At 69.4% G+C, this 26,768-nt stretch carries 22 protein-coding genes and 1 pseudogene; 13 read left to right on the forward strand and 10 right to left on the reverse strand.

What is annotated here, in order from left to right:
• The 4 genes and pseudogenes from VBO01S_RS18745 to VBO01S_RS18760 form a co-directional block, all read right to left on the reverse strand.
• Nucleotides 1–306: pseudogene (locus tag VBO01S_RS18745) on the reverse strand (HAD family phosphatase); the annotation flags it as partial.
• Nucleotides 303–1,547 (reverse strand): Tm-1-like ATP-binding domain-containing protein, encoded by a 1,245-nt coding sequence (locus tag VBO01S_RS18750; RefSeq protein ID WP_062477671.1) that lies wholly within the window; start codon nucleotides 1,545–1,547, stop codon nucleotides 303–305. The pseudogene VBO01S_RS18745 and the gene VBO01S_RS18750, both read right to left, overlap by 4 nt.
• Nucleotides 1,544–2,923: an aminotransferase class III-fold pyridoxal phosphate-dependent enzyme gene (locus VBO01S_RS18755; protein ID WP_062477675.1), complete on the reverse strand. Its 1,380-nt coding sequence runs from the start codon at nucleotides 2,921–2,923 to the stop codon at nucleotides 1,544–1,546. The genes VBO01S_RS18750 and VBO01S_RS18755 overlap by 4 nt, the downstream gene beginning before the upstream one ends.
• A gap of 29 nt (nucleotides 2,924–2,952) precedes the next feature.
• Nucleotides 2,953–4,395 carry an NAD-dependent succinate-semialdehyde dehydrogenase gene (locus tag VBO01S_RS18760; protein ID WP_062477678.1) on the reverse strand — a complete coding sequence of 481 codons (1,443 nt, stop codon included), beginning with the start codon at nucleotides 4,393–4,395 and terminating at the stop codon, nucleotides 2,953–2,955.
• Nucleotides 4,396–4,538: 143 nt separating this feature from the next.
• On the opposite strand from VBO01S_RS18760, the gene VBO01S_RS18765 reads away from it, so the two are divergent.
• The 13 genes from VBO01S_RS18765 to VBO01S_RS18825 all read left to right on the forward strand — a co-directional run bounded on the left by VBO01S_RS18765 (nucleotide 4,539) and on the right by VBO01S_RS18825 (nucleotide 18,509).
• On the forward strand, nucleotides 4,539–5,069 hold the full coding sequence (locus VBO01S_RS18765) for a MarR family winged helix-turn-helix transcriptional regulator (RefSeq protein WP_062477681.1): 531 nt from the start codon (nucleotides 4,539–4,541) through the stop codon (nucleotides 5,067–5,069).
• A 125-nt stretch (nucleotides 5,070–5,194) separates the two neighbouring features.
• Complete coding sequence (locus VBO01S_RS18770) at nucleotides 5,195–6,190, forward strand: helix-turn-helix domain-containing protein (protein ID WP_062477684.1); 996 nt, start codon at nucleotides 5,195–5,197, stop codon at nucleotides 6,188–6,190.
• A 101-nt stretch (nucleotides 6,191–6,291) separates the two neighbouring features.
• On the forward strand, nucleotides 6,292–7,746 hold the full coding sequence (locus VBO01S_RS18775) for an amidase (RefSeq protein ID WP_062477687.1): 1,455 nt from the start codon (nucleotides 6,292–6,294) through the stop codon (nucleotides 7,744–7,746).
• A gap of 56 nt (nucleotides 7,747–7,802) precedes the next feature.
• A complete protein-coding gene (locus tag VBO01S_RS18780; protein WP_062477691.1) occupies nucleotides 7,803–8,786 on the forward strand; it encodes a Bug family tripartite tricarboxylate transporter substrate binding protein in 984 nt (327 codons plus the stop codon).
• 107 nt (nucleotides 8,787–8,893) lie between these two features.
• Nucleotides 8,894–10,228: an ABC transporter substrate-binding protein gene (locus VBO01S_RS18785; protein WP_082818196.1), complete on the forward strand. Its 1,335-nt coding sequence runs from the start codon at nucleotides 8,894–8,896 to the stop codon at nucleotides 10,226–10,228.
• A complete protein-coding gene (locus VBO01S_RS18790) occupies nucleotides 10,225–10,980 on the forward strand; it encodes an ABC transporter ATP-binding protein (protein WP_062477694.1) in 756 nt (251 codons plus the stop codon). The genes VBO01S_RS18785 and VBO01S_RS18790 overlap by 4 nt, the downstream gene beginning before the upstream one ends.
• Complete coding sequence (locus VBO01S_RS18795) at nucleotides 10,967–11,665, forward strand: ABC transporter ATP-binding protein (RefSeq protein WP_062477697.1); 699 nt, start codon at nucleotides 10,967–10,969, stop codon at nucleotides 11,663–11,665. Before VBO01S_RS18790 ends, VBO01S_RS18795 begins: the two co-directional genes overlap by 14 nt.
• Nucleotides 11,666–11,678: 13 nt before the next feature.
• Nucleotides 11,679–12,545 (forward strand): branched-chain amino acid ABC transporter permease, encoded by an 867-nt coding sequence (locus VBO01S_RS18800; RefSeq protein WP_062477701.1) that lies wholly within the window; start codon nucleotides 11,679–11,681, stop codon nucleotides 12,543–12,545.
• A 10-nt stretch (nucleotides 12,546–12,555) separates the two neighbouring features.
• Complete coding sequence (locus VBO01S_RS18805; RefSeq protein ID WP_062477746.1) at nucleotides 12,556–13,596, forward strand: branched-chain amino acid ABC transporter permease; 1,041 nt, start codon at nucleotides 12,556–12,558, stop codon at nucleotides 13,594–13,596.
• Complete coding sequence (locus VBO01S_RS18810; RefSeq protein ID WP_062477704.1) at nucleotides 13,593–14,705, forward strand: histone deacetylase-like amidohydrolase; 1,113 nt, start codon at nucleotides 13,593–13,595, stop codon at nucleotides 14,703–14,705. Before VBO01S_RS18805 ends, VBO01S_RS18810 begins: the two co-directional genes overlap by 4 nt.
• Nucleotides 14,706–14,777: 72 nt before the next feature.
• Complete coding sequence (locus VBO01S_RS18815) at nucleotides 14,778–15,398, forward strand: CHAP domain-containing protein (RefSeq protein ID WP_062477707.1); 621 nt, start codon at nucleotides 14,778–14,780, stop codon at nucleotides 15,396–15,398.
• A 20-nt stretch (nucleotides 15,399–15,418) separates the two neighbouring features.
• Complete coding sequence (locus VBO01S_RS18820) at nucleotides 15,419–16,186, forward strand: class II glutamine amidotransferase (RefSeq protein ID WP_062477710.1); 768 nt, start codon at nucleotides 15,419–15,421, stop codon at nucleotides 16,184–16,186.
• 115 nt (nucleotides 16,187–16,301) lie between these two features.
• On the forward strand, nucleotides 16,302–18,509 hold the full coding sequence (locus VBO01S_RS18825) for a TonB-dependent receptor (protein ID WP_062477713.1): 2,208 nt from the start codon (nucleotides 16,302–16,304) through the stop codon (nucleotides 18,507–18,509).
• Between the two features lie 4 nt (nucleotides 18,510–18,513).
• Here VBO01S_RS18825 and gshB read toward each other — a convergent pair whose 3' ends face one another.
• From gshB to holA, 6 genes are all read right to left on the reverse strand, one after another.
• Nucleotides 18,514–19,467, reverse strand: coding sequence for a glutathione synthase (gene gshB / locus VBO01S_RS18830; RefSeq protein WP_062477716.1), 954 nt, complete (start codon nucleotides 19,465–19,467; stop codon nucleotides 18,514–18,516).
• Nucleotides 19,467–20,753 (reverse strand): benzoate/H(+) symporter BenE family transporter, encoded by a 1,287-nt coding sequence (locus VBO01S_RS18835; RefSeq protein ID WP_062477718.1) that lies wholly within the window; start codon nucleotides 20,751–20,753, stop codon nucleotides 19,467–19,469. The genes gshB and VBO01S_RS18835 overlap by 1 nt, the downstream gene beginning before the upstream one ends.
• Nucleotides 20,754–20,794: 41 nt before the next feature.
• Nucleotides 20,795–22,663: a potassium transporter Kup gene (locus VBO01S_RS18840; RefSeq protein WP_062477721.1), complete on the reverse strand. Its 1,869-nt coding sequence runs from the start codon at nucleotides 22,661–22,663 to the stop codon at nucleotides 20,795–20,797.
• A 156-nt stretch (nucleotides 22,664–22,819) separates the two neighbouring features.
• The gene (gene gshA / locus VBO01S_RS18845; RefSeq protein ID WP_062477724.1) at nucleotides 22,820–24,136 is read right to left on the reverse strand and encodes a glutamate--cysteine ligase; all 1,317 of its coding nucleotides are present in this window, start codon (nucleotides 24,134–24,136) and stop codon (nucleotides 22,820–22,822) included.
• Nucleotides 24,137–24,319: 183 nt separating this feature from the next.
• Nucleotides 24,320–25,612: a glutamate-5-semialdehyde dehydrogenase gene (locus VBO01S_RS18850; RefSeq protein WP_062477748.1), complete on the reverse strand. Its 1,293-nt coding sequence runs from the start codon at nucleotides 25,610–25,612 to the stop codon at nucleotides 24,320–24,322.
• Between the two features lie 73 nt (nucleotides 25,613–25,685).
• Nucleotides 25,686–26,756, reverse strand: coding sequence for a DNA polymerase III subunit delta (holA, locus tag VBO01S_RS18855; protein WP_062477727.1), 1,071 nt, complete (start codon nucleotides 26,754–26,756; stop codon nucleotides 25,686–25,688).
• Nucleotides 26,757–26,768: the final 12 nt, after the last annotated feature.

Here is a 26,768-nt window from a genome sequence, read left to right on the forward strand (position 1 = left end):
GGGGCGGATCGCGGCCTCGGGGTCGGCGCCGCGCGCGCGCTGCACGAAGGTCTCCATGCGGTCCCAGCGTTCGCCGACCAGCGCGCCCACTTCGCGCGTGCGCGCCATCCAGTAGTCGCGCTCCGAGAGCTTGTCGGCCTGCATGTCGCGCCACAGCGGATCGCTCGCGAGGTCGAAGGGGCCGCGCCAGGTGAGCGTGCCGCGCGGCAGCGACAGCGCCTCTTCGGTGAGGGCGTGGGTCTCGAACAGCGTGCGGCTGATGACGCCGCCGAAGTCGAGCACGAGGGCTTGTGCGGCGGGGCTCATGCGCGGCTCCCTGCGGGCACGGTGCCGTCGGCCACCCAGGCGTCGAACACCTGCAGTGCGGCGTCGCAGAACGCGCTGTCGTTGATGTGCGCGTCGAGCTCGACGAGCCGCGCGGGGTCGACGCTGCTGCGCAGCGCTTCGGTGAAGGCCGCGAGGCCTTCGGGGTCGTGCAGCGGCTCGCCGGGCCGGTCCCAGCCTTCGATGCCCTGCAGCGGCATCAGCAGGCAGGTGGCGCCCTCGGCACGCGCGAGGCGGCGTGCGATCTCGGCGGCCACGCCACGGCGGAATGCGGGCGCGCTCAGTGCCGAGGCCAGCAGCCGGTTGTGGATGTGCGTGGGCCGGCCTTCCAGGCCTTCGGGCGTGGACTGCCAGGCCGGGTAGTCGAGCATGTCGATGGCGCCGGGCGCGACGATCTGCGGCGTGCCTGCGCGGCCCGCGCCGAGCAGGCGGTCGGGGCCGGCCGTCACGCACGAGCCGCCGAGCTGGTTGGCCAGCTCCTGCAGGCTGAAATCCATCACCGCGCAGAAGCGGCCCTCGGCGGCGAGTGCCTCGAAGGCACGACCGCCCATGCCGGTGGTGTGGAACACGGCGACCTCGTAGCCACGCGCTTCGAGCGCGGGCTTGAGCGTCTTCATGTAGGTGAGCGCGCTGGAGCCCAGCGAGGTCATGCCCACCAGCGGCTTCTGGAAGGCCGGCACGCAGGCCTGGCGGCAGGCGCCGAGCACCGCGCCCGCGGCCTGGCTCAAGGCCGAGCGGCACAGGCTGTTGAGGCCGTAGAGCCCGCCGGCCCACAGCACCATGATGAGGTCGGGCGGAATGCGCTCGGGCGGCAGCAGGTGCGAGTAGGCGATGGTCGACACCAGCACCTTCGGCACGCCCAGCGGCAGCGCCTGCGCCACGTCGAGCGCGAGGTCGGTGCCCATGGTGCCACCCAGCGCGAGCAGGCCATCGATGCGGCCCTCGGCCTGCCAGCGCGCGGCGAGCTTCGCGGCGCCGCGCGCCATCAGCGTCATGGCGCTGTTCTCGTCGCCACTGGCCGCCACTTCGGCCACGGTCTTGCCGGCAGCCGCGGCGACTTCGGTGTTGGGAATGTCGGGCGTGAAGGGCGCGCCGTCGAGCACGCCCACGTCCATCACGACGACGCGGCCACCGCCGGCCTCGATGCACTCGCGCATGAACAGCAGCTCGGCGCTCTTGGTGTCGGCGGTGCCGATCAGCAGGATCGTGGGCGATGCACTCACAGCGTCGCTTCCACGTCGGCGAACGCACCTTCGAGCGCATCGACCATGAAGTCCACCTCCTCGCGCGTGATGACCAGCGGCGGCGAGAGGATGAGGTTCGGGCCCGAGATGCGCACCATCAGCCCGCGCTGGTAGGCCGCCTGCGCCACCTTCGCGGCGATCGGGTTGCCGCGCGGCAGCGTGGTGCGCGTGGCCTTGTCGGCCACCATCTCGATGCCCAGCATCAGGCCCATGCCGCGCACGTCGCCGACGAAGCTGAACTTGTCGACGAAGGGCCGCACGCGCGCCTGGAAATGCGCGCCCACGCGCGCCGCGTTGCCAGGCACGTCGAGCGCCTCGATCTGGTCCAGCGTGGCGAGTGCGGCGGCTGCCGCCACAGGGTGCGCGCTGTAGGTGTAGCCGTGGCCCACCGCGGCCTGGCCCGTGGGGTCGTTGAGGAAGACCTCGGCCACCTTGTTGCCGATGGCGGTGGCGCCCAGCGGCACGTAGCCCGACGAGATGCCCTTGGCCAGGCACCACAGGTCGGCCTTCACGTTCCACAGCCGCGTGCCGAACATCGCGCCGCCGCGCCCGAAGCCGGTGACGACCTCGTCGGCGATGAGCAGCACGCCGTACTTGTCGCAGATCTCGCGCACGCGCGGCCAGTAGTTGGGCGGCGGCACGATCACGCCGCCCGCGCCCTGGATCGGCTCGGCGATGAAGGCGGCCACGGTGTCGGGGCCCTGGAACTGGATCTCGCGCTCCAGCAGCGTGGCGCAGATCTCGCCGAGTTCTTCCGGGTCCTGCGTGTAGGGGTTGCGGTACAGCCACGGCGTGTCGACGTGAAAGCAGCCCGGCAGCAGCGGCTCGTAGGCACGGCGGAAGTTCAGGTTGCCGTTGACGCTCATGCCGCCGAAGTGCACGCCGTGGTAGCCCTGGCGCAGCGCAATGAACTTGAAGCGGTCGGCCTGGCCCTTGAGCTTCCAGTACTGGCGCGCGAGCTTGAGCGCGCCTTCGACCGCGTCGGAGCCGCCGTTGCTGAAGAACACCGCGGCCACGCCGTCGGGTTCCATGGTCTTGACCAGGCGCGCCGACAGCTCGATGGCGCGCGGGTGCGTGGTGCCGCGGAACACGTTGTAGAAGGGCAGCTCGTCCAGCTGCGCAACGATGGCGTCGCGCACCGGCTGGTTGCTGTGGCCCAGGTTCGCGGCCCACAGGCCGCCGACGCCGTCGAGCATCTTGTGGCCGTCGATGTCCCAGATCCAGCAGCCCTGGCCGCGCGCAATGATGTCGGGCTTGCTCTTGAGCATGGCCTGCGGATGCGCCATGGGGTGCCACAGGTACTGGGCGTTGTCTTGCTTGAGCGCCGCCAAGGCGGCGGCTTCTTTCGTTGTCATGCAGGTCTCCGGAAGTATGGGGGGTGTGCTCAGGACGGCACGCCGACGGTGAGGGTCTTGACCTCGGTGTAGTGCAGCAGGCCCTCGGCGCCCATCTCCTGGCCGATGCCGCTTTCCTTCCAGCCGCCGAAGGGCATCTCTGGCTGCGAGACGCCGAAGTGGTTGATGCCGACCATGCCGGCTTCGAGCGCGTCGCCCAGGCGGTGCGCGGTGTGCAGGTCGCGCGTGAAGGCGTAGGCGCCCAGGCCGTAGGGCAAGGCATTGGCCTGGGCGATGGCTTCGTCGAGCGTGTCGTAGGGCTGCAGCACGGCGATGGGGCCGAAGGGCTCCTGGCGCATCACGCGGCTGTCGGCCGGTGCGTTCGCGATCACGGTGGCCTCGAAGAAGAAGCCGGGGCGCTGCACGCGGTGGCCGCCGCACAGCAGCTGCGCGCCGCGCTCCACGGCGTCGTCGACGAAGCGCTGCATGTCCTCGATGCGGCGCGCGTGCGCGAGCGGGCCCATCTGCGTGGCGGGGTCGGTGCCGTCGCCCAGGCGCAGCGCGCGCGCGGCCTGCACGAAGGCGTCGCTCCATTCGCCGAAGCGCGCACGCGGCACGTAGAAGCGGATCGGCGACGCGCACACCTGGCCCGCGTTGCGGAACTTGGCGGCGAGCGACTGCTTGAGCGCGAACGGAAAGTCGGCGTCGTCGCAGACGATCACCGGCGCGTGGCCGCCCAGCTCGCCGGTGAAGCGCTTCACATGCCGCGCCGCCTGCTCGCCCAGCAGCTTGCCCACGGCCACCGAACCGGTGAACGACACCTTGGCGATCGCCGGATGGTCGATGAGGAAGGACGACACCTCGGCCGGATCGCCGCACACCATGTTCAACGCATCGGGCGGCACGCCCGCGTCGAGAAAGGCGCGCACCAGCAGCATGCAGGTGCCCGGCGTTTCTTCCGCCGGCTTGATGACCACGCTGCAGCCCGCGGCCAGTGCGCTCGCGAGCTTGCGCGCCGGCAGGTTGGCCGGAAAGTTCCACGGCGTGAAGGCCGCCACCGGCCCCACCGGCTGGCGCATGACCGACTGCGAGAGGATGCCTTCGACGCGCGGTGGCACGAGACGGCCGTACAAGCGCTTGGCCTCCTCGGCCTGGAAGTCGATGATGTCCGCCGACAGCGTGACCTCGCGCAGCGACTCGGCCAGCGGCTTGCCTTGCTCGAGCGTGAGCACGTGCGCAATCGTCTTGGCCTGTTCGCGGAGGGTCTGCGCGGCGGTGCGCAGGATGTTGCAGCGCTCGAGCGCGCTCTTGCCGCGCCACTGCACGAAGCCGCGGCGTGCGGACGCGGCCGCTTCGGCGAGTTCGTCGCGGCCGGCCAGCGGCAGCTGCGCGATGGTGGCTTCGGTGGCGGGGTTGACGACCGCGCGGCGGCCGCCGGCGGTCTGCGTGCGCCATTGGCCGGCGATGTGCAGTGCGAGTTCAGGGTAGTCCATGCCCTGCACGATAGGGAGCGAGCCCCTTGGCGCGTTATCGAAAACTGGCAAACCTCGCGCGGCCTCGTGCGTCGCGCGCAAAGGGCTTCCTATACTGTCCGCGCCGATCCTCTTTCACGACGCCTCCACGCCACGACCTCACCGTGCCCCGTTCACGCACCCCTTCCCGACCGAGCGCCAAGGCCCTTCCCAAGGCACGCAGCAGCGCTGCCGGCGCCCCAGCCTTCGACCTCGAGACCTTCCTGCCCTTCCAGCTCTCGGTGGTCGCCAACCGCGTGAGCCAGACGGTGGGCCAGTCGATCGCGAGCCGCTTCTCGCTGCAGATTCCGGAGTGGCGCATCGTCGTGGTGCTGGGCAAGTACGGTGCACTGTCGGCGCTCGAAATCGCACAGAAGACGAGCATGGACAAGGCCCGCGTGAGCCGCGCGCAGCACCGGCTGGTGGACCTGGGCCTGGCCAACATGCACCCCTCGGCCGACGACCGCCGCAAGGTCATCGTGTCGCTCGAGGAAGAAGGCCTGGCGCTGTACCGCGACATGGTGCCGCTGGCGCACGACACGGCGCAGCGCCTGTTCTCGCAGCTCACGGCGGACGAGCGCCAGGTGCTGCAGACCATCGTGCAGAAGCTGTTCGACAGCACCACCGGCTTCGAGCCCAGCGGCGAGCTCGAATAGGCCACGGTCGGGTGGCTTAGGGGTTTGCCCTGTCACTTTAAGATCGTTGTCAACGAAACAATCTGGTCTGGAGATTGCTTCCGGCACGGGTCTTCACGCCCCTGCCACCGCTTCGCCGGACCGCCATGACCAGCCAGACCGCCTCCGTTCTTCCTGCCCCCGCCCCCACCGTCGCGACGCGCTGGACCCTGTCCACGCACGACATCGACGCCTACGCCAGCGGCCAGAACGGCTGGCACCTGGCGTGCGACATGCTCTCGGGCGGCAGCTTCGCCGGCTTTCTCGACCACGTGCAACTGCCCGGCCTGCGGCTGGTGCGCGAGACCACCAACCGCGCGCTGCGCCAGCACGGCGAGATGAACCCCGACTGCTGCGGCTTCGCGCTCACCTGCCGGCAGGACGGCGAGGCGCGCTTCTCGGGCCAGCGGCTGGACACCGAGTCGGTGATGGTCGGGCGCTGCGACGAGCTCGACCTGTGCAGCCCGCCGGGCTTCGAGCTGACGGGCATCGTGGTCGACAACGCGCTGCTGCAGTCGCTCACCGAACGCCTGAACGACCGCGCGCCGCCGGCCTGGCTCGAACGGCGCGTGGTGCTGCACTTCGACGACCCCACCATGCAGTCGCTGCGCGGCACCTTGCGCGGCGCCTTCAGCGCACTCGACGCGATGCCCGGCCTGCTCGACGACTCCGTCGCCACGGTGCAGCTGCGCGACGACGTGCTGCTGGCCTGGCTCAACGCCTTGCCCGAAGACGTCGACCTGCGCGAGCTGCGCTCCACCGAGGCGCACCGCCGCGTGGTGCGCCGCGCCTGCGAGCTGATGATGTCGCGGCCCGACGAGCCGCTGTCGATGCTGCAGGTGTGCAGCCGCATCGGTGCGAGCCAGCGCAAGCTGAACTACTGCTTCCAGGAAACGCTGGGCCTGAGCCCCGCGCGCTACCTGCGGGCGCTTCGCCTGAACGGCGTGCGCCGCGCACTGAAGCGGCCCGAGTCGCGCTCGGTGCAGGACATCGCGGCGCACTGGGGCTTCTGGCACCTGAGCCAGTTCGCGACGGACTACCGGCGCCAGTTCGGCGAGCTGCCCTCGCAGACGCTGCGCGGCGCGGCGCTCACGAGGCACTGATCCGGTGCACGGGCCGAGGGGAATCCCTCGGTTTTCGGGGCGCCAGTTTTGCCGTTTTTTGATACCTGCTTGCGGAGGCGGTCGCTATCGTTGACCGCCATATGTCCGCCACGCTGCCCCCCCTTCCCAGCGCCCGTTCGCTCGCCGCCGCCCTGCAACGCCGCGAGCTCTCGTGCCGCGACCTGATGCAGACCTGCCTCGCGCGCATCGAGCGCCTCAACCCGCAGGTCAACGCGCTCGTGTCGCTGCAAGCGCCCGAAGAGATGCTGCGCCAGGCCGACGCCTGCGATGCACAGTTGGCGCGCGGCGACGCGGTGGGCCGGCTGCACGGCTTCCCGATGGCGCCGAAGGATTTCGTCGCCACCGCCGGGCTGCCCACCACCATGGGCAGCCCGGTGTTCGCCAGACAGGTCACGCCGCACGACGCGATCATGGTCGAGCGCCTACGCCGCGCCGGTGCGCTCTTCGTGGGGCGCAGCAACACGCCCGAGTTCGGCCTGGGCTCGCACACCTACAACACGGTGTTCGGCACCACGCGCAACGCATGGAACCTCGACCATGCGGCCGGCGGCAGCAGCGGCGGCGCCGCGGTGGCGCTCGCGCTGCACATGCTGCCGGTGGCCGACGGCAGCGACATGATGGGTTCGCTGCGCAACCCCGCGGCCTGGAACCATGTGTACGGCCTGCGCCCGTCGCTGGGCCGCGTGCCCACCGGGCCGGGGCCGGAGCTGTTCTTCCAGCAACTGGGCTGCGAAGGACCGATGGGCCGCACGCCCGAGGACGTGGCCTGGCTGCTGTCGGTTCAGGCCGGCTACGACGCGCGCTCGCCGCTGAGCTTGGCCGGCGACGGCGAGGCCTTCGCGCAACCGCTCGATGCGGAACTGCGCGGCCAGCGCATCGCGTGGCTCGGCGACCTCGGCGGCCACCTGCCGATGGACCCGGGCGTGATGGCGCTGTGCGAATCGGCGCTGCGGCATTTCGACACACCGGGCTGCAGCGTTGCGCCTGCCGTGCCCGCTTTCGATTTCAACGCCCTGTGGACCGCCTGGCTGCGCCTGCGCGGCTTCATCGTGGCCGGCGCGCTGCGCGGGCTCCATGCCGACCCGGCCACGCGCGCGCAGCTCAAGCCCGAGGCCTGCTGGGAGATCGAGCAGGGCGAGCGCCTGAGCGCCGCCGCGCTGCACGAGGCGGCCGTCACGCGCACGCAGTGGCATGCCGCGCTGCTGAAGCTCTTCGAACGCTTCGACTTCCTGGTGCTGCCAGCCGCGCAGGTGTTCCCGCTGCCGGCCGACGTGCACTGGCCGCGCGAGGTCGGTGGCCGTGCCATGGACACCTACCACCGCTGGATGGAAGTGACCATCGGCCCGTCGCTTGCCGGCCTGCCCGCGATGGCGATCCCGGCCGGCTTCTCGCAGGCCGAGGGCACGCGCGGCCTGCCGATGGGCCTGCAGCTCATCGGCCGCCCCGGCGCCGACCTCGACGTGCTGCGCATGGCGCACGGCTGGCACCAGGCCGTGCCCTTCGCGAACGTGCAGTCGCCACTGCTGCAGCAGTAGCAAGCCCCCTGTTTCCCGTACTCCGACACATCTCACACAACCCGAGGAGAGAACCCATGCGCAGACGTTCGCTGATTGCTGCCGGCCTGGCCGCCGGCCTGTCCCCCATCGCCCTGCCCGCCCTGGCGCAGGGCCTGGGGGGCAAGACCCTGAACCTGATCGTGCCCTACCCCGCGGGCGGCGGCTCCGACATCAACGCGCGGCTGGCCGCGCCCGAGCTGTCGCGGCTGCTGGGCCAGCCGGCCATCGTCGACAACGTGCCCGGCGCCAGCGGCTCGCTCGGCGTGATGAAGGCGGCCAACGCGCCGGCCGACGGCACGGCGCTGCTGGTGGGGTCGCCGATGGAGCTGATGCTCACGCCGCTCACGCTCAGCAGCGCGCGCTACAAGGCCGAGGACTTCCGCCCCATCGGCGTGATGGCCGTCACCTCGATGGTGCTGCTGGCGCGCAAGGACCTGGGCGCGGGCAGCGTCGACGAACTCATCGCACTGCTGCGCCGGCCCGACACCAAGGAGCTGAGCTACGGCAGCATCGGCCCCGGGTCGCTGTACCACCTGCTGGGCGAGCGCTTCATGCAGCAGACGGGCACCAAGATGCTGCACGTGCCCTACAAGGGCTTCGCGCCGCTGGTGAACGACCTGCTGGGCGGGCAGATCGACCTGGTGTTCGCGCCGCTGGCCGGCAACGTGCCCGACCTGCTGGACGCCGGCAAGGTCAAGGCGCTGGGCATCGCGGCCTCGGCGCCGCACGAGCGCTTCACGGCCATTCCGCTGATCCGCAACAGCAAGGGCCTGGACGACTTCGTCTACAGCCTGTGGGCGGGCATCCAGGTGTCGCACCGCGTGCCCGAGGAGGCGCAGCAGCGGCTGCACACGGCCTTCAACCAGATGATGCTCAAGCCCGAGCTGCGCCGCGCGCTGGAACTCGGCGGCAGCAAGGTGGCGCCCGAACAGACGCTGGCCGAGCTGCGCCGCGGCTACCAGGCCGACATGGAGCGCTACCGCGCCATCGCCAAGTCGGTCAACCTGCGGCCCGAATGACATCCGCGGGCACGGGCCCGCGTTTTGCCAGTTTTCGATAACGCCGCGGCGGCGCGCAGAGAGAGGATGCGGACCTGTCCATCCTTCATCCGCCAAGGAGAACCTCCATGTCCGCCGACACGCCCGCCGCTCTCTCCTCCGACCTTTTCCGTGCAGCCTCCGGCGCCCTCACGCGCCGCCAACTCGTCGTCGGCGGCGGCGCGGCCGCGCTGGCCGGCGTGCCTGCGCTGGCGCATGCGCAATCGAAGACCATCAAGATCGGCTACCTCACCACGCTGTCGGGCGTTCGCGCCAACTTCGGCGAAGCCGACCCGTGGAGCCTGGAGCGCGTGCGCGCCACGCTGAAAGACGGCCTGACCATCGGCGGCACGACCTACAAGGTGGAGATCGTGGTGCGCGACACGCAGTCCGATGCCAACCGCGGCGCCACCATGTCCAGCGAACTGCTGCTGCGCGAGAAGGTCGACCTGCTGCTGGTGCAGGACAGCGACGCCGCGCTGGCCGCCGGCCAGCTGTGCGACGTCAACGGCGTGCCGATGGTCTCGACCATGGGGCCGTGGCAGGCCATCACCTTCGGGCGCGGCTCCACGCCGCAAAAAGGCTTTCCGTTCTCCTTCCATTTCTTCTGGGGCGCCGACGACGTGCTGAAGAACTTCTTCGGCATGTGGGAGCCGCTGAAGGTGGAGCGCACGCTGGGCACGCTGTACATCGACAACGGGCCGGGCCACGCCTTCGCCGATCCCGCTACGGGCATCCCGGGCGGCGCCAAGCAGCGCGGCTACAAGGAGACCAACGGCGGCTTCTTCAAGATCGCGACCGACGACTTCAGCAACCAGGTCTCCAGCTTCAAGGCGGCGCGCGCGAACATCGTCTCGGGCTTTGCCTACGCCAACCACTTCGCCACCTTCTGGAAGCAGGCGCAGCAGGCGGGCTACCGGCCCGAGGTGGTGACGATGGCCGCGTCGTTCCTGTTCCCGAGCGCGGTGGAGTCGCTGGGCGCGGCGGGCAACGGCATGTCGACCGAGGTCTGGTGGACGCCCAACTTCCCGTTCAAGTCGTCGCTCACCGGCCAGAGCGCCAAGGCGCTCGCGGCGGACTGGGAGGCCACCACCGGCAAGCAGTGGACGCAGCCCATCGGCTACGGCCACGCGCTGTTCGAGGTCGGCATTGCCGCGCTGAAGAACGCCACCAACCCGAAGGACAAGAAGGCCGTGCGCGACGCGCTGGCCAACCTGCAGCTCGATTCGGTGGTGGGGCGCATCGACTTCAAGGGCAGCCCGATCAAGAGCGTCGCCGTCACACCGATGGTGGCGGGCCAGTGGCGCAAGACCAAGGCGGGCAGCAAGTTTCCGTACGAGCTGGTCATCACGCACAACAGCACCGCGAAACAGATTCCGGTGGAAGACGAGCTCAAGCTGCTGTCGCAGCTGAAAGCTGCATGAGCGACTGCCTCGTCATCGACGGCCTGTGCAAGCGCTACGGCGAGATCGTCGTGGCCGACCAGGTGGCGCTCTCGCTCGCGCGCGGCGAGTGCCTGGGCGTGGTCGGGCCGAACGGCGCGGGCAAGAGCTCGCTGTTCAACCTGATCACCGGCGTGGCCGTGCCCGACGCGGGCAGCATCCGCCTCGAAGGCCGCGAACTCGTCGGGCTGCGCGCCGATGCGCGGGCGCGGCTGGGCGTGGCGCGCGCCTTCCAGATCCCGCAGCCCTTCGCGCACCTGAGCGCCTACGAGAACGCACTGGCCGCTGCCACCTTTGCCGCGCGGCTGCCGCGCGCGCAGGCCGCGCGCCAGGCCTGGGCCGTGCTGGAACGCACCGGGCTGGCCGACCGCGCCGACGTGCCGGCCGGCCGCCTGCCGCTGCTGGACCGCAAGCGGCTCGAACTGGCCAAGGGCCTGGCGGCGCGGCCGCACCTGCTGCTGCTCGACGAGATCGCCGGCGGCCTCACCGAGGCCGAGGTGCAGGTGCTGGTGGCGCTGGTGCTCGAGCTGAAACAGGACGTGGCGATGATCTGGATCGAGCACATCGCACAGGCGCTGATGGCCGTGGCCGACCGCATCATGGTGCTGAACTTCGGCCGCAAGCTGCTGGAAGACACACCCGCCGCCGCCATGGCCAGCCGCGAGGTGCGCGAGGTCTACATGGGCGTGGGCGATGAAGACACCTTGCAGGAGAGCACCCATGCCGCTGCTTGAAGTGCGCGAGCTGTGCAGCCACTACGGCGACCTGCAGGCGCTGTTCGACCTGTCGCTCGACGTGGCGGAAGGCGAAGCCACCGCGCTCATCGGCGCCAACGGCGCGGGCAAGTCGACGCTGATCCGCGCCATTGCCGGGCTGGGCTCGCGCAGCCGTGGCGCCATCCGCTTCGACGGCCAAGCCATCGAAGCCGAGCCGGCCGAGCGCATCGCACGCCGCGGCATCGCGCTGGTGCCCGAGGGGCGGATGCTGTTCCCCTCGCTCACCGTGGAAGAGAACCTGCGCATGGGCGCGCTGTGCGGCCGCACGGGCCACTGGACGCTGCCCACCGTGTACGCGCTGTTCCCCATCCTGCAGGAGTTCCGCCACCGGCCGGCCACGCAGCTGTCGGGCGGCCAGCAGCAGATGGTGAGCATCGGCCGCGCGCTCATGGCCAACCCGCGCCTGATGCTGTGCGACGAAATTTCGCTGGGCCTGGCGCCCGTGGTCATCGAGCAGATCTACCGCGCCTTCGGCGACATCCGCGCGCAGGGCACGGCGCTGCTGGTGGTGGAGCAGGACGTGACGCGCGCCTGCCGCATCGCGCAGCGCGTGTACTGCCTGCTCAAGGGCCGCGTCACGCTGGCGGGCCGCGCATCGGACTTCAGCGCCGCGCAGATCGCCAACGCCTACTTCGGACACTGAACACCTCCCCACCATGGCCTGGCTCGAAACCCTCATCAACGGCGTGCTGCTCGGCGGCCTCTATGCGCTCTTCGGCCTCGGGCTGGCGCTGGTCTTCGGCGTGATGCGCATGGTCAACCTCGCGCACGGCGAGTTCGTGGTGCTGGCGGCGTACTTCGCGGTCTTCCTGGCCACGCAGTTTCCCGGCGTGTCGCCGCTGTTCTTCATCGCGCCGGTGGCGCTGGCGGCCTTCGGCATGGGCTACCTGCTGCAGCGGCTGCTGCTGAACCGCGCGGTGGCCACCGACGATCCGCTCACGCCGGTGCTGGTCACCTTCGGCATCGCGGTGGTGCTGCGCAACCTGATGGTCGAACTGTTCGGCGCCGACCCGCGCGCGCTGGACGGCGGCGCGCTGGCCACGGCGGGCTTCGAGATCGGCGGGCTGCGCATCGGCTGGTACCCGGTGCTGGTGCTGGTGCTCGCGGTGCTGGCCTTCGGCGCGCTGCAGTGGCTGCTGCAGCACTCGCGCTTCGGCCTCGTGGTGCGCGCCACCTCGGACCACCGCGAGATCGTGCGCACGATGGGCGTGCGCCCGCGCCATGTGTATGCGGTGGTGATGGGGCTGTCGCTGGCCTTCGCGTCGGTGGCGGGGCTGCTGCTGGCGCTGCGCACCTCGTTCACGCCGTTCTCGGGCGTGGAGCGGCTCTTGGGCGCGTTCGAGGTCGTGATCATCGGCGGCCTGGGCTCGTTCCGCTGGGCGCTGGTCGGCGGCATCGCGCTGGGCGTGGCGCAGCTCGTGGGCCAGCGGCTCGATTCCAATGCGGGCGCGCTGTACGCCCACCTGCTGTTCTTCGCGGTCCTGATGGTGCGCCCCAACGGCATCGCTGGCGCACGTACCTGAGATGACTTCGATGCGTCCTCCGTCCCTCGCCGCCTGGCTCGGCTTCACCGCTGCGGCCCTTGCCATCGCCTTCGCGCCCGCCGTGGCCGACGGCGGCCTGCTGCGCCTGCTCAGCGAGGTGCTGATCACGCTGGCCATGGCCCAGATGTGGAACCTGCTGGCCGGCTACACCGGGCTGGTGTCGATGGGCCACCAGGCCTTTGCCGGCATCGGCGCCTACCTGCTGTTCGTGGCCTCCGACCGGCTGGGCATCTCGCCCTACTGGATGGTGCCGGTGGCGGGCCTGGGCGGCGCGCTGCTGGCCGCCGTGGTGGCGCCGCTGATGTTCCGCCTGCGCGATGCCTACTTCTCGATCGGCATGTGGGTGCTGGCCGAGATCGTGCGCCTGCTGGTCGCCAAGTTCCCGCTGTTCGGCGGCGAGTCGGGCGTGCCGCTGCAGGCGGTGCGATTGGTGGAGGCCGAGACCTTCCAGCAGAACGCGTTCTGGATCTCGGGCGCCATCGGCCTGGCGGCGGTGGCCGGCGTGTACCTGCTGATGCGCTCGCCCTTCGGCCTGGGCCTGATGGCGGTGCGCGACAACGAGCTGGCCGCCACCAGCATCGGCGTGAACGTGTGGCGCAACCGCTTCATCGCCTTCGTGCTGTCGGGGCTGGGCTTCGGGCTGGCCGGCGGGGCGCACTTCATGGGCACGATGTTCGTCTCGCCCGACTCGGCCTTCGACATCAACTGGGTGGTGACGGCGATGTTCATCGTGATCATCGGCGGCATCGGCGGCATCGGCACCATCGAGGGGCCGCTGATCGGCACCGTCATCTACTTCGGGCTGCGCGAGCTGTTCAACACCTGGTTCGCGATGTCGGGCGGCTGGTACCTGATCGCGATGGGCTGCATCGCCATCGCTGTCATGCTGCTGGCACCGCGCGGCCTGTGGGGCCTGGCGCGCGAACGCTGGGGCTGGCGCGGCCTGAGCGTGCAGCGCCATCCGCCGCCGTGCGACGAAGCCTCGCTGCCCGTACCTCTTCCTCCCTCCACACAAGGACGCACCGCATGAAGACCACCGCCTTCTTTCACGATGAACGCACCTTCTGGCACGTGCCCGGCGGGCTGCATGCCCTGTTCCTGCCGGTGGGCGGCTGGGTGCAGCCCATGGCCGGCAGCGGCATGGCCGAGTCGCCCGATTCCAAGCGGCGCATCAAGTCGCTGATGGACGTGTCGGGCCTGAGCGCGCAGCTCGACGTGCTGAGCGCGCCGATGGCCAGCGAAGAAGACCTGCAGCGCGTGCACCCCGCGGGTTACCTGCAGAAATTCAAGGCCGCCAGCGACGCCGGCGGCGGCGACCTGGGCGAGGTGGCGCCCTTCGGCCCGGGCAGCTACGAGATCGCGAAGCTCTCGAGTGGCCTGGCGATTGCCGCGATGGACAGCGTGCTGCAGGGCCGCCATCGCAACGCCTTCGCGCTCACGCGCCCGCCGGGCCACCACTGCCTGCGCGAGCACAGCATGGGTTTCTGCCTGTTCAACAACATCGCGGTGGCCATCGAGACCATGAAGGCGCGCCACGGCCTGGGCCGCGTGGCCGTGATCGACTGGGACGTGCACCACGGCAACGGCACGCAGGAGATCTTCTACGACCGCCCCGACGTGCTCACGCTGTCGCTGCACCAGGAGAACTGCTTCCCGCCCGGCTACAGCGGCGCCGAAGACCGCGGCACGGGCGCGGGGCTGGGCTTCAACGTGAACATCCCGCTGCAGCCCGGCGGCGGTCACGCGGCCTACATGCACGCCTTCGAGCGCATCGTGACGCCGGTGATCGACCGCTACCGTCCCGAGCTGATCGTGGTGGCGAGCGGGCTGGACGCCAACGGCGTCGATCCGCTGGCGCGCATGCAGCTGCACCCCGAGTCGTTCCGCCAGATGATGCGGCAGGTCAACGCACTGGCCGCGAAGCATTGCGACGGGCGTGTGGTGGTGGTGCACGAAGGCGGCTACTCGGAAGCCTGCGTGCCCTTCTGCGGGCTGGCGGTGGTGGAAGAACTGTCGGGCCACCGCACCGAGGTGGAAGACCCGTTCAGCGACTTCTTCGGGCTGCAGCAGCCGTCGGCGCGCTTCGATGCGTTCCAGCGTGAATTGATTGGCGAGATGGCGGCGTTGCACGGGCTCTGAGGCTAAGCGGGTCTTTGCATGGACTAAGCTCGTCGCTGCCGGCCCGTGGCCGCGCGTCCTGCTTCACCGTCCATGCCCCGCTTCATCAACCGCCGCACCGTCGTCGTTCTCTCTGCCCTCGTCCTCGTCGCCCTGCTCGGCCTGTGGGCCGCGAGCCGCTTCAACGTCAACCCGACGCATGCGCCCGGCGAGGTGATCGACCAGTTCGAGGGCGTGCCCGTGTACTACAACGGCGCCATCAACCACGTCGACGGACGCAGCGTGGCGCCCGACGGCTACAACATCGGCCTGCGCTGGCAGTGCGTGGAGTTCGTCAAGCGCTACTACTACGAGCGGCACCAGCACCGCATGCCCGAGGCGCGCGGCCATGCCAAGGCCTTCTTCGACGCGACCGTGGCGGACGGCGCGCTGAACACGGCACGCAACCTGGTGCAGCACCGCAACGGCGGCGCGAGTGCGCCGGCGGTGGGCGACATCGTGGTGTTCGCGCCGTGGCTCTTCAATCCCTACGGCCACGTGGCGATCGTGTCGCGCGTGGACGCCGACGCGGTCGAGATCGTGCAGCAGAACCCCGGGCCCTTCGGCACCTCGCGCGAACGCCTGCCGCTGGTACTTGCTGAAGGGCGCACGCAGCTGGGCACCGAGCGCGTGCTCGGGTGGCTGCGGCTGCCCGCCTCCTCCTCCAAATCCTGAATCGCGGTCTAATCACAGCCATGTGCCAATTGCTAGGGATGAACTGCAACACGCCGACCGACGTGACCTTCAGCTTCACGGGGTTCGCGCAGCGCGGTGGCCGCACCGACCACCATGCCGACGGCTGGGGCATCGCGTTCTTCGAGGACCGCGGGCTGCGCCACTTCGTCGACCACCAGCCGGCCTGCGAGTCGCCGGTAGCCGAGCTGATCCGGCGCTACCCCATTCAAAGCCGCAACGTCATCGCGCACATCCGCAAGGCGACGCAGGGCGAGGTCAACCTGCAGAACTGCCACCCCTTCGTGCGCGAGCTGTGGGGCCGCTACTGGGTGTTCGCCCACAACGGCGACCTGAAGGACTTCCGCCCGCGCCTGCACGGCAACTTCCACCCGGTGGGCAACACCGACAGCGAGCACGCCTTCTGCTGGATCATGCAGGAGCTGGCCAAGTCGCACGCGGGCGTGCCCAGCGTCGAGGAGCTCACGCTCACGCTGCGCGAACTGGCGCCGCAGCTGGCGGCGCACGGCACCTTCAACTTCATGCTGTCGAACGGGCAGGCGCTGTGGGCGCATGCCTCCACCAACCTCTGGTACGTGGAGCGCCGCCACCCCTTCGTGACGGCGCAGCTCTCGGACGAAGACCTGGAGATCGACTTCGCCCAGCACACCACGCCCACCGACCGCGTGGCCGTGGTGGTGACGGCGCCGCTCACCACCAACGAGACCTGGACGCCCTTCGCCTCGGGCGAGCTGCATGTGTTCGTGGACGGGCAACGGATGCCGCGCTGAGGTCTGACATTCAGTCTTTTGGCTGACACTTTTTTGCAACAGCGCAAGAAAGTATCGATGAGTGAGTGCAAACAATGAACAATAACTGTTCTCATTTGCATCCGGTCGATCTTTCATGCCCGCTCCCCGCTTCTTTCTCCGCCCGACCGTGGCCGCCTCGCTGCTGGCCCTTCACGCCCTGACGGCCCTGGCGCAGACGCCGCCGGCTGAACCTGCCAGCGGCACGCTGAGCACCGTCACCGTCGAAGCCAGCGCCGACGCCTCGGCCGAAGGCCTGACCAAGCCCTTCGCGGGCGGACAGGTGGCGCGCGGCGGGCGCGTGGGCATCCTGGGCAACCAGGACATGATGGATTCGCCCTTCTCCAGCACCAGCTACACGCACGAGCTGATCCAGAACCAGCAGGCCAAGAGCGTGGCCGACGTGCTGCAGAACGATCCCTCGGTGCGCGTGGCGCGCGGCTTCGGCAACTTCCAGGAGTCGTACTTCATCCGCGGCTTCGTGGTGAATTCGGACGACATTGCCTACAACGGCCTGTACGGCCTGCTGCCGCGCCAGTACATCTCGTCGGAGCTGTTCGAGCGCGTCGAGGTGCTGCGCGGTGCGAGCGCCTTCCTGAACGGCGCCACGCCCACGGGCGGCGGCATCGGCGGCAACATCAACCTGCTGCCCAAGCGCGCGCCGAACGACCCGCTCACGCAGGTCACGCTCGGCACGGCCAGCGGCTCGCAGAGCTATGTGTCGACCGACATCGCGCGCCGCTTCGGGCCCGACCAGAGCCTGGGCGTGCGCCTGAACGCGGCCCACCGCGACGGCGGCACCGGCGTGAACGCCGAGCAGGTGAAGCTCGACGTGGCCTCGGTCGGCTTCGACTGGCGCAGCCGCAACGCGCGCATCTCGGCGGACATCGGCCACCAGGAACACCGCCTGACGCGCACGCGCCCGAACGTGACGCTCGGCGCCGGCGTGACGCGCGTGCCGTCCGCGCCCGACAACCAGCTCAACTACGCACAGCCCTGGACCTACTCCAACGAGCGCGACACCTTCGGCTCGCTGCGCGGCGAGTACGACATCACCGACAACGTCACGGCCTGGATCGCCGGCGGCGCGCGCAAGAGCCACGAGGGCAATGCGCTGGCCGGCCTCACGGTGACGAACAACCTCGGCGCGGGCAACATGTCGCGCTTCGAGAACCAGCGCCAGGACAGCACCCGCACGGCCGAAGCCGGCGTGCGCGGCAAGTTCACGACCGGCCCGGTGAACCACACGGTGGTGGCCTCGTACTCCTACTACCAGCTGAAGGAGAAGAACGCCTACAAGTGGGACTTCTTCAACCCCCTGAAGAGCAACCTGTACGCGCCCATCGGCTACCCGATCCCGGCCTACACGGTGAGCGCCTTCCGCGGCAACGACATGGACAACCCCGAGCTGCTGACGCAGACGCGCCTGAGCAGCCTGGCGATCGGCGACACCCTGTCGTTCCTGGACGACCGCGCGCAGCTCACGCTCGGCGTGCGGCGCCAGAAGCTGGAAAGCACCGACTTCGCCTACGACACCGGCAAGCCCTCCGCGTACGAGAAGAGCCGCACCAGCCCGATGGCCGGCTTCGTGTTCAAGCTGCAGCCGCAGGTGTCGCTGTACGCGAACTACATCGAGGGCCTGAGCAAGGGCGACACCGCGCCCACGGTGTCGACCGGCGGCGCCGTGCGCAACGCGGGCACGCAGTTGTCGCCCTATGTGTCGAAGCAGAAAGAGATCGGCATCAAGTTCGACGGCGGCCGCATCGGCGGCGGCCTGGCCTTCTTCACGACCGACAAGCCGCGCGCGCTCGTCAACAGCGCCGGCTACTACGTGGCCGAAGGCCGCGACCGCCACCAGGGCCTGGAGCTGACCGCCTTCGGCGAAGCGGCCAAGGGCGTGCGCCTGATGGGCGGCATCACCTTCCTGGACGCCAAGCAGCGCGCCACGGGCGATGCCACGACCGACGGCCGCCGCGTCATCGGCATCGCCAAGACGCTGGGCACCCTCGGCGTGGAATGGGACGTGCCAGGCGTGCGCGGCCTGTCGCTGGACGGCCGCGTGGTGGCCACGGGCCCGAGCTACGCCGACGCCGCCAACACGCTGCGCGTGCCCGGCTGGACGCGCTTCGATGTCGGAGCGCGCTACCTCACCGAGGTGGCCGGCAAGCTGGTGACGCTGCGCGCGCGCATCGACAACCTGACCAACCGGAACTACTGGGCCTCGGTGGGCGGCTACCCGAACAACGGCTACCTGGTGCTGGGCGCGCCGCGCACCTTCACGCTGTCGGCGTCGGTCGACTTCTGATCATTCAGGCCGAGGCCAGGTGCGCCTCGAGCGCATCGATGAACATCTTCGGCACGTCGAAGCCGGTCTGCTCGGTGATCTCCTGAAAGCAGGTCGGGCTGGTCACGTTGATCTCGGTGACCGAATCGCCGATCACGTCGAGCCCGATCAGCAGCAGCCCGCGCGGCGCGAGCACCTTGCCGATCGCTTCGGCGATCTCGCGGTTGCGCGCCGTGAGCGGCTGGGCCACGCCCTTGCCGCCGGCCGCGAGGTTGCCGCGCACCTCGGTGCCCTGCGGAATGCGCGCCAGCACGAAAGGCGCGGGCTCGCCCGCGATGATCAGGATGCGCTTGTCGCCCTGCGTCACCTCGGGCACGAAGCGCTGCACCATGATGGTTTCGGCGCCGTCCTTGTTGAGCGTCTCCACGATGGAGCCGAGGTTCAGCGCGTCCTGCTTGACACGGAAGATGCCCATGCCGCCCATGCCGTCGAGCGGCTTGAGGATGATGTCGCCGTGTTCGGCATGGAAGTCGCGCACGGCCTGCGCGCTGCGCGTGACCAGCGTGGGCGTGACGAACTGCGGAAACTCCATGATCGCGAGCTTCTCGGGGTGGTCGCGCAGCGCGCGCGGCGAGTTGACCACCTTCGCGCCCTCGCGCTCGGCCTGCTGCAGCAGGTGCGTCGAGTAGATGTACTCGGCGTCGAAGGGCGGGTCCTTGCGCATGAGCACGGCGTCGAAGTCCTTCAGCGCCTTCGACTCGATGATGTCGACGTGGTACCAGTCCTTCGCGTCGCCGGTGAGCGTGATCTGCTGCACCACGGCCGAGACGCGCCCGCCGGAGGTCCACTGGATGTCCTGCGGCAGGCAGGCCGCGATGCGGTGGCCGCGGCGCTGGGCCTCGCGCATCATCGAGAAGGTCGTGTCCTTGTAGATCTTGAAGTGATCGAGCGGGTCGGCGACGAAGAGGATGTTTTTCATCAGGCGTTCTTTCCGGCGCCGGGAGCGGCGGCTGTGGAGGGGGTTTCTGGCGGCATGTTGCCGGAAGCGGCGATGTCCTTGCCGGCGGGGGCTTTTTCCTTTGGCACCTGTGCGCTGCGTGCGCGACCGACCTGCTGCACCGCCAGCGCCACCGCGCCGGCCACCACGCCCCAGAAAGCCGAGCCGATGCCGGCCAGCGTCACGCCCGAGAGCGTGACCAGGAAGGTGATGAGCGCGGCCTCGCGGTGGGCCTCGTCGCGCACCGCCGCGGCCAGCCCGCCGCCGATGGTGCCCAGCAGCGCCAGCCCGGCGATGGCCGCGACCAGCTCCTTCGGAAAGGCCGTGAGCAGGCCCGTGACGGCCGCGCCGAACAGGCCGATCACCACGTAGATGGCGCCGCAGCTCACGGCCGCCGTGTAGCGCCGCGCCGGGTCTTCGTGCGCCTCGCGGCCCATGCACATGGCGGCCGTGATGGCGCTCAGGTTGAGCGCGAAGGCACCGAAGGGCGCGAGCACCAGCGTGGCAAGGCCGCTGATCGTGATGAGCTTGCTGACCGGCAGGTCGCTGTAGCCGCTGGCGCGGATCGCCGCCACGCCGGGCAGGTTCTGCGAGGCCATGGTCACGACGAACAGCGGCAGCGCCAGGCTCACGATGGCCTGCCAGGTGAACACCGGCACCGTGAACACCGGCCAGGTGAGCGAGAAGTGCACGGAGGACCATGCCAGCTCGCCGCGCGCGGCCGTGAAGGCGATGGCCACCAGCAGCGTGAGCGGCACCGCGTAGCGCGGCAGCAGGCGCTTGCCCACGAGGTAGGTGGCGAGCATCAGCAGCACCAGCGGCAGCGCGGTCTGCGCCGCCGTGAAGGCCGAGATGCCGAAGCGCGCGAGCACGCCGGCCAGCAGCGCCGAGGCGATGGCCATCGGGATCTTGTTCATCACGCGCTCGAACCAGCCCGTGGCGCCCGCGAGCACGATCAGCACCGCGCAGACGATGAAGGCGCCCACCGCCTCGCCCATGCCGTAGCCCGCGCCGGCCACGGCCAGCACGGCCGCGCCGGGCGTGCTCCAGGCGATCATGACGGGCTTGCGCCACCACAGCGAGGGCAGCGCCGAAGCCAGCCCCATGCCGATGCCCAGCGCCCACATCCACGAGGCCGCCATTTCAGGCGTGGCCCCGAAGGCCTGGGCGGCCTGGAACACGATGGCCACCGAACTCGTGAAACCCACGAGCACGGCGACGAAGCCCGCGGTGAAGGCCGAAAGGCTCAGGTCCTTGAAGAATCGCATGCCGCGATTCTGCCGGGGCGCGCGGCGTGGCGCCGCGGGCCTCAGATTTCGATCTTCGAGCCCAGCTCGACGACCGCGTTGTTGGGCAAGCCCAGGAAGGCCGCCGCACCGCTCGCGTTGTGGTGCATCTGCGCGAACAGCTTCTCGCGCCACGGCGCCATGCCGCTGCCCAGCGTGGGGATCACGACGTCGCGCGAGAGGAAGTAGCTGGTCGTCATCGGCTCGAGCTGGCAGCCGCGCATGCGTGCGTTGTCGAGCGCGCGCGGCAGGTCGATGTCGTTCTTGAAGCCGTAGTGCACGATCACCTGCCAGCAGTGGTTGCCCAGCGCCTCGATCTCGATGCGCTTGTCCATCGGAATCCAGGGCACCTCGTGGTTGCGCACGGTGACGAACATGTTCTGCTCGTGCAGCACCTTGTTGTGCTTGAGGTTGTGCAGCAGCGCGTTGGGCACCACGCCCGGTTCGGCCGTGAGGAACACGGCCGTGCCGTCCACGCGCGCGGGCGGGCTCATGAACACCGAGCCGAGGAAGGACTTCAGGTCGATTGCATCGGCGTGCTGCGCCTCGCCCATGAGGCGGCGGCCTTCCTTCCAGGTGACCATCAGCGTGAACACGGCGCCGCCGATCAGCAGCGGGAACCAGCCGCCTTCGAACAGCTTGAGCAGGTTCGAGGCGAAGAACAGGAAGTCGACCACGAAGAAGATCGCGGTCGAGGCGATGCACAGCGCCAACGGCAGCTTCCACGCGTAGCGGATCACGAAGAAGGTCAGGATCGTGGTGATCAGCATGTCGGTGGTCACGGCGATGCCGTAGGCCGCGGCCAGGCTGCTCGAGGTGCGGAACATCACGACCGCCATCACGATGGCCACGAACAGGCCCCAGTTGACCAGTGGAATGTAGATTTGCCCAGCCGTGCGCACGCTGGTGTGCTCGATGTTCAGGCGCGGCAGGTAGCCCAGCTGGATCACCTGGCGCGTGACGCTGAAGGCGCCGGTGATGAGCGCCTGCGAAGCGATCACCGTCGACAGCGTGGCCAGCAGCACCAGCGGAATGAGGGCCCATTCAGGCGCCATCATGAAGAACGGGTTCTTCACGGCCTCGGGGTTCTCCAGCAGCAGCGCGCCCTGGCCCAGGTAGTTGAGCGTGAGCGCCGGCATGACGACCGAGAACCACGCGATGCGGATCGGCTTCTTGCCGAAGTGGCCCAGGTCGGCGTACAGCGCCTCGGCGCCGGTCACGCACAGCACCATGGCGCCCAGCAGGATGAAGCTGGTGCCCGGGTTGTCCCAGATGAACTTCAGCGCGTACCAGGGGCTCAGCGCCTTGATGATCTCGGGGTGGTGCGCGATCTGCCACACGCCCAGCACCGCGATGGCCGCGAACCACGCCAGCGTGACGGGGCCGAAGAACTTGCCGATGCCCGCCGTGCCGCGCTTTTGCACCGCGAACAGGCAGAACAGCACGACCAGCGTGATCGGGATCACGTAGTGCTTGAAGTGCGGCGACACCACCTCCAGGCCCTCGACCGCCGAGAGCACCGAGATGGCCGGCGTGATCACGCCGTCGCCATAGAAGAGCGAGGTGCCGAAGATGCCGACGATCAAGAGCAGCTGGCGCAGCCTCGGTTTGTCGGCCACGGCCTGGGAGGCCAGCGCGAGCATCGCGACCAGGCCGCCCTCGCCTTCGTTGTCGGCGCGCAGCACGAGCACGACGTACTTGATGGAGACGATGACCGTGAGGGTCCAGAAGAACATCGACAGGATGCCGTAGACGTTCTCCACGGTGAACGGCACATGGCCGTGACCGAAGACTTCCTTGACCGCATAGAGAACGCTGGTGCCGATGTCGCCATAGACGACGCCGATGGCGCCGACGATGAGGCCGGCAGAGATGTTTTTGGGGGCTGACACGGGGGTCGATGGGAAAAGGTTGGCTCGCAATGATCGACGCGTCAGTCACGCCGGGGTGCCGCGGCCGTACCGCGCATCCCTCCGCCCTTTTGGTTCCGTTGCTGTGGGGCCGCTATTTTGCCGTTGCCCGCCGACGCCGCAACCCGCCCCCGCCGCTCATTCGTAGATTTCGGCGTCCGGGTCGGTCGCTTCCATCTCGTAACTGGCCGCGACCATGGCCAGGCGCCCCACTACGCCATACATGTAAAAACGGTTGGGGGCGCTGGCGCCGGGCTTGGCGCCCGGCTGCGGCAGCTGCGCGCTTTCCGAGAAGGCCAGCGGCACGTAGCTGGCGCCCGGCTGCTTGAGGTTCTCGTCGGCGGCGCGCTCGGCGTGCACGCGGTAGAAACCGCCCACCACGTAGCGGTCCATCATGTAGACCACCGGTTCGGCCACGCCGTTGTGCACGCGCTCGTTGGTGAGCACGCCTTCCTGCACGATCAGCTCGGTGGGCTCGCGCAGGTCGCGCCCGGCGCTGGTCTTGGCGGGCGACGAGGTGGCGGTGCGCGACTTGCCGATCAGCGCCTCGACCTCCTTGGCATCGCGCACCGTGACCACGCCGGGGCTGCCGCTGCCGCTGTGGCCGCCCTTGACGACCACGAAGGGCTTCTCGTTGATGCCGTATTCCTTGTACTTGCGGCGCACCTTGGTGAGCACCGCGTCGACATGGCTGGTGAGCACGTCGATGCCGCGGCCTTCGGCCACGTCGACGCCTTCGGCGCGCGCGTAGATCGGGTTGATCAGCCAGGGGTCGATGCCCAGCAGCTTGCCGAAGCGCTTGCACAGCTCTTCGTAGCTGTGCAGGTGGTTGCTCTTGCGGCGCACCGACCAGCCCGCGTGCAGCGGCGGCAGCAGGTACTGCTCGTGCAGGTCTTCGAGGATGCCGGGCGTTCCTGCAGAAAGCTCGTTGTTGAGCAAGATTGTGCAGGGATCGAAGTTCTTCAGGCCCAGGCGGCGCTTGGAACGCACCACCGGTTCGAGCGTCACGGTCTCGCCGTTGGGCAGCTCGATCTTCTTGGGCGACTTGATGGCCGGATCGATCGAGCCGATGCGCACATTGAGGCCCGCCATGTGGAAGATGCGCACCAGTTGCGCGACGTTGGCGAGATAAAAGGTGTTTTTCGAGTGGTTTTCAGGAATGACGAGCAGGTTGCGCGCCTCCGGACAGATCTTCTCGATGGCCGCCTGCGCGGCCTGCACCGCCAGCGGCAGCATTTCCTTGGTGAGGTTGTTCCAGCCACCCGGGAACAGGTTGGTGTCGACCGGAGCGAGCTTGAAGCCCGCGTTGCGGATGTCGACGGCGCTGTAGAACGGCGGCGTGTGCTCCATCCACTCGAGGCGGAACCAGCGCTCGATGGCGGGCATCGAGTCGAGCACCCGCTGCTCCAGTTCGTTGATCGGGCCGGTCAGGGCAGTGACGAGATGCGGAACCATGCAGCGGCCTTGTTGGTTTTGTGCTTAAAGGTGGAGTGGAATTGTAGGATTTGGGGATGGCGCGCCCGATGACAAGCAGCCAAAGAGAACAAAGCACCCCAATCCACAACACACGTTGCAAGAACACCGCGGCACGGGCCTCGCCGCGCCGCCGGCCCGATGGCCCCGGCCCTTCGGACCCGATTAACCGCGGACTTCGCCCTGCCCCAGCACCACGTACTTGAGCGAGGTCAGGCCTTCGATGCCGACCGGGCCGCGCGCGTGGAACTTGTCGGTGCTGATGCCGATTTCGGCGCCCAGCCCGTACTCGAAACCATCCGCGAAGCGTGTGCTCGCATTCACCATCACGCTGGCCGAATCGACCTCGCGCAGGAAGCGCTGGGCGTTGATGTGGTCGCGCGTGACGATGGCGTCGGTGTGGTGGCTCGAGTAGCGGTTGATGTGCGCAATGGCCTCGTCCAGCCCCGCCACCACCTTGATGCTGATGACGGCGGCCAGGTACTCCTCGGACCAGTCGGACTCGACGGCATCGATCACTTTCGCCTGCGGATGGTGCGCCTCGCTGGCGCGCAGGATCGCGGCGGCGGCCGGGTCGCAGCGCATCTCGACGCCCTTGGCGGCGAAGATGGCGGCGATCTCGGGCAGGAAGTGGTCGGCCACCGAGGCCGCCACCAGCAGGCCTTCGGCGGCGTTGCAGGGGCTGTACTTCTGGGTCTTGGCGTTGTCGACGATGCGCAGCGCCATGTCGAACTCGGCCGTGTCGTCCACGTAGACGTGGCAGTTGCCGTCCAGGTGCTTGATGACGGGCACCTTGGCGTCGCGGCTGATGCGCTCGATCAGGCCCTTGCCGCCGCGCGGAATGATCACGTCGACGAACTCGGGCATGGCGATGAGCTGGCCCACGGCCTCGCGGTCGGTGGTCTGCACCAGCTGCACCGCATCGACCGGCAGGCCGGCTTCGGCCAGCGCCTCGGACACCAGCAGCGCCAGCGCCTTGTTCGAGTCGATGGCTTCCGAGCCGCCGCGCAGGATGGCGGCGTTGCCGCTCTTGATCGCCAGGCTCGCGGCCTCGATGGTCACGTTGGGACGGCTCTCGTAGATCATGCCGAAGACGCCGATCGGCACGCGCATCTGGCCCACGCGGATGCCGCTGGGCTGCTGCTTCATGCCGATGATCTCGCCGATCACGTCGGCCATGCCGGCCAGCTGCTCGCAGCCATCGGCCACGGTCTCCAGGACCTTGGGCGTGAGCTTGAGCCGGTCGACCATCGGGGCCGACAGGCCGGCGGCCGTGGCGCGCTCCAGGTCCTTTTGATTGGCGACGGCCAGCGCGGGGCCGGCTTCGCGCAGGCGCCGGGCCAGCGCCTTCAGTGCTCTGTTTTTGGTAGCTGCATCCGCACGGGCCATGAGGAATGCAGCGGCTTTGGCTTGCAGACCGAGGGTCTGCATGTGCTCGCTGACGTTGAACGCGTTCATGGCGCGCATTTTCCCACGCGGACCTTCGGCCCGGCTGACGCGGGCCTTTTGATGGCGATCGACGGCGGGCGCGTCAGGCCCGGCGCGGCGCCGCGGCCGTGCTGCAGGCGCGGCACAGCATCAGCGCCAGCCGCTGCAGCGCCTGCCAGCCGCTGGCGGGCCAGTCGGGCTGCTTCAGGCCCTTGCAGATGCCGTCGACCAGGTGGGCCGCGCGCAGCAGCCGGGTCAGCATGCGGTCGTCCAGGCGCGGCAGCACGCGCTCGAAGGCGCGCTCGCGCGGGCCCCAGATGCGGTTCTCGCGCAGCGCCATCGGCAGCGGGCGGCCGGCGGCCATGGCGTCCTTCACGCGCTTGAGGGCGCGAATGTCCTCGGCGATCGTGTAGTGCACCAGCACCTCGGCCTCGCCCTCGGCCTGCAGGCCGTCGAGCATGCGCGCCACGCGCTGCGGGTTGCCGGCCAGCACGGCCTCGGAGAGCTTGAACACGTCGTAGCGCGCCACGTTGTTGACGGCGCCCTCGACCTGCTCCCAGCTCAGCTCGCCCGCCGGGTGCAGCAGCGCGAGCTTCTGGATTTCCTGGTGCGCGGCGAGCAGGTTGCCTTCGACGCGGTCGGCAAAGAACTGCAGCGTGCGCTGGCCTTCGTCGCCGGGCATCACGCGCTGGTTCTGCAGCCCGAGGCGCTGCGCGATCCATTGCGGCAGCGCGGCGCGCTCGATCGGGTCGACCTGGATGCTCACGCCGTTGTTCTCCAGCGCAGAGAACCACGCGCCGGTGCGCGTGGCCTTGTCCAGGCGCGGCAGCATCACCAGCGTGAGCGTGCTGTCGTTGCCGGGCGCGCCCTCGGCCAGCTGCTGCAGGGCGACGCTGCCGTCCTTGCCGGGCTTGCCCGAGGGAATGCGGATCTCGACGATCTGCTTGTCGGCGAACAGCGAAAGCGAGCCCCCGGCCGCCAGCACCGCGCTCCAGTCGAAGTGCGCGCCGGCCACGGTGTACGAGCTGCGCTCGGTGTGGCCCTGGGCGCGCGCGGCAGCGCGGATGGCGTCGGCCGCCTCCTGCGCGAGCAGCGGCTCGTCGCCGTGGATCGTGTAAAGCGGCTTCAGGCCCTTTTGCAGGTGGGCGCCGAGCTGGGCACTGGCAAGTTGCATTGAAAAAAGAAC

Source organism: Variovorax boronicumulans NBRC 103145, from assembly GCF_001591345.1.
GTDB lineage: Bacteria > Pseudomonadota > Gammaproteobacteria > Burkholderiales > Burkholderiaceae_C > Variovorax > Variovorax boronicumulans.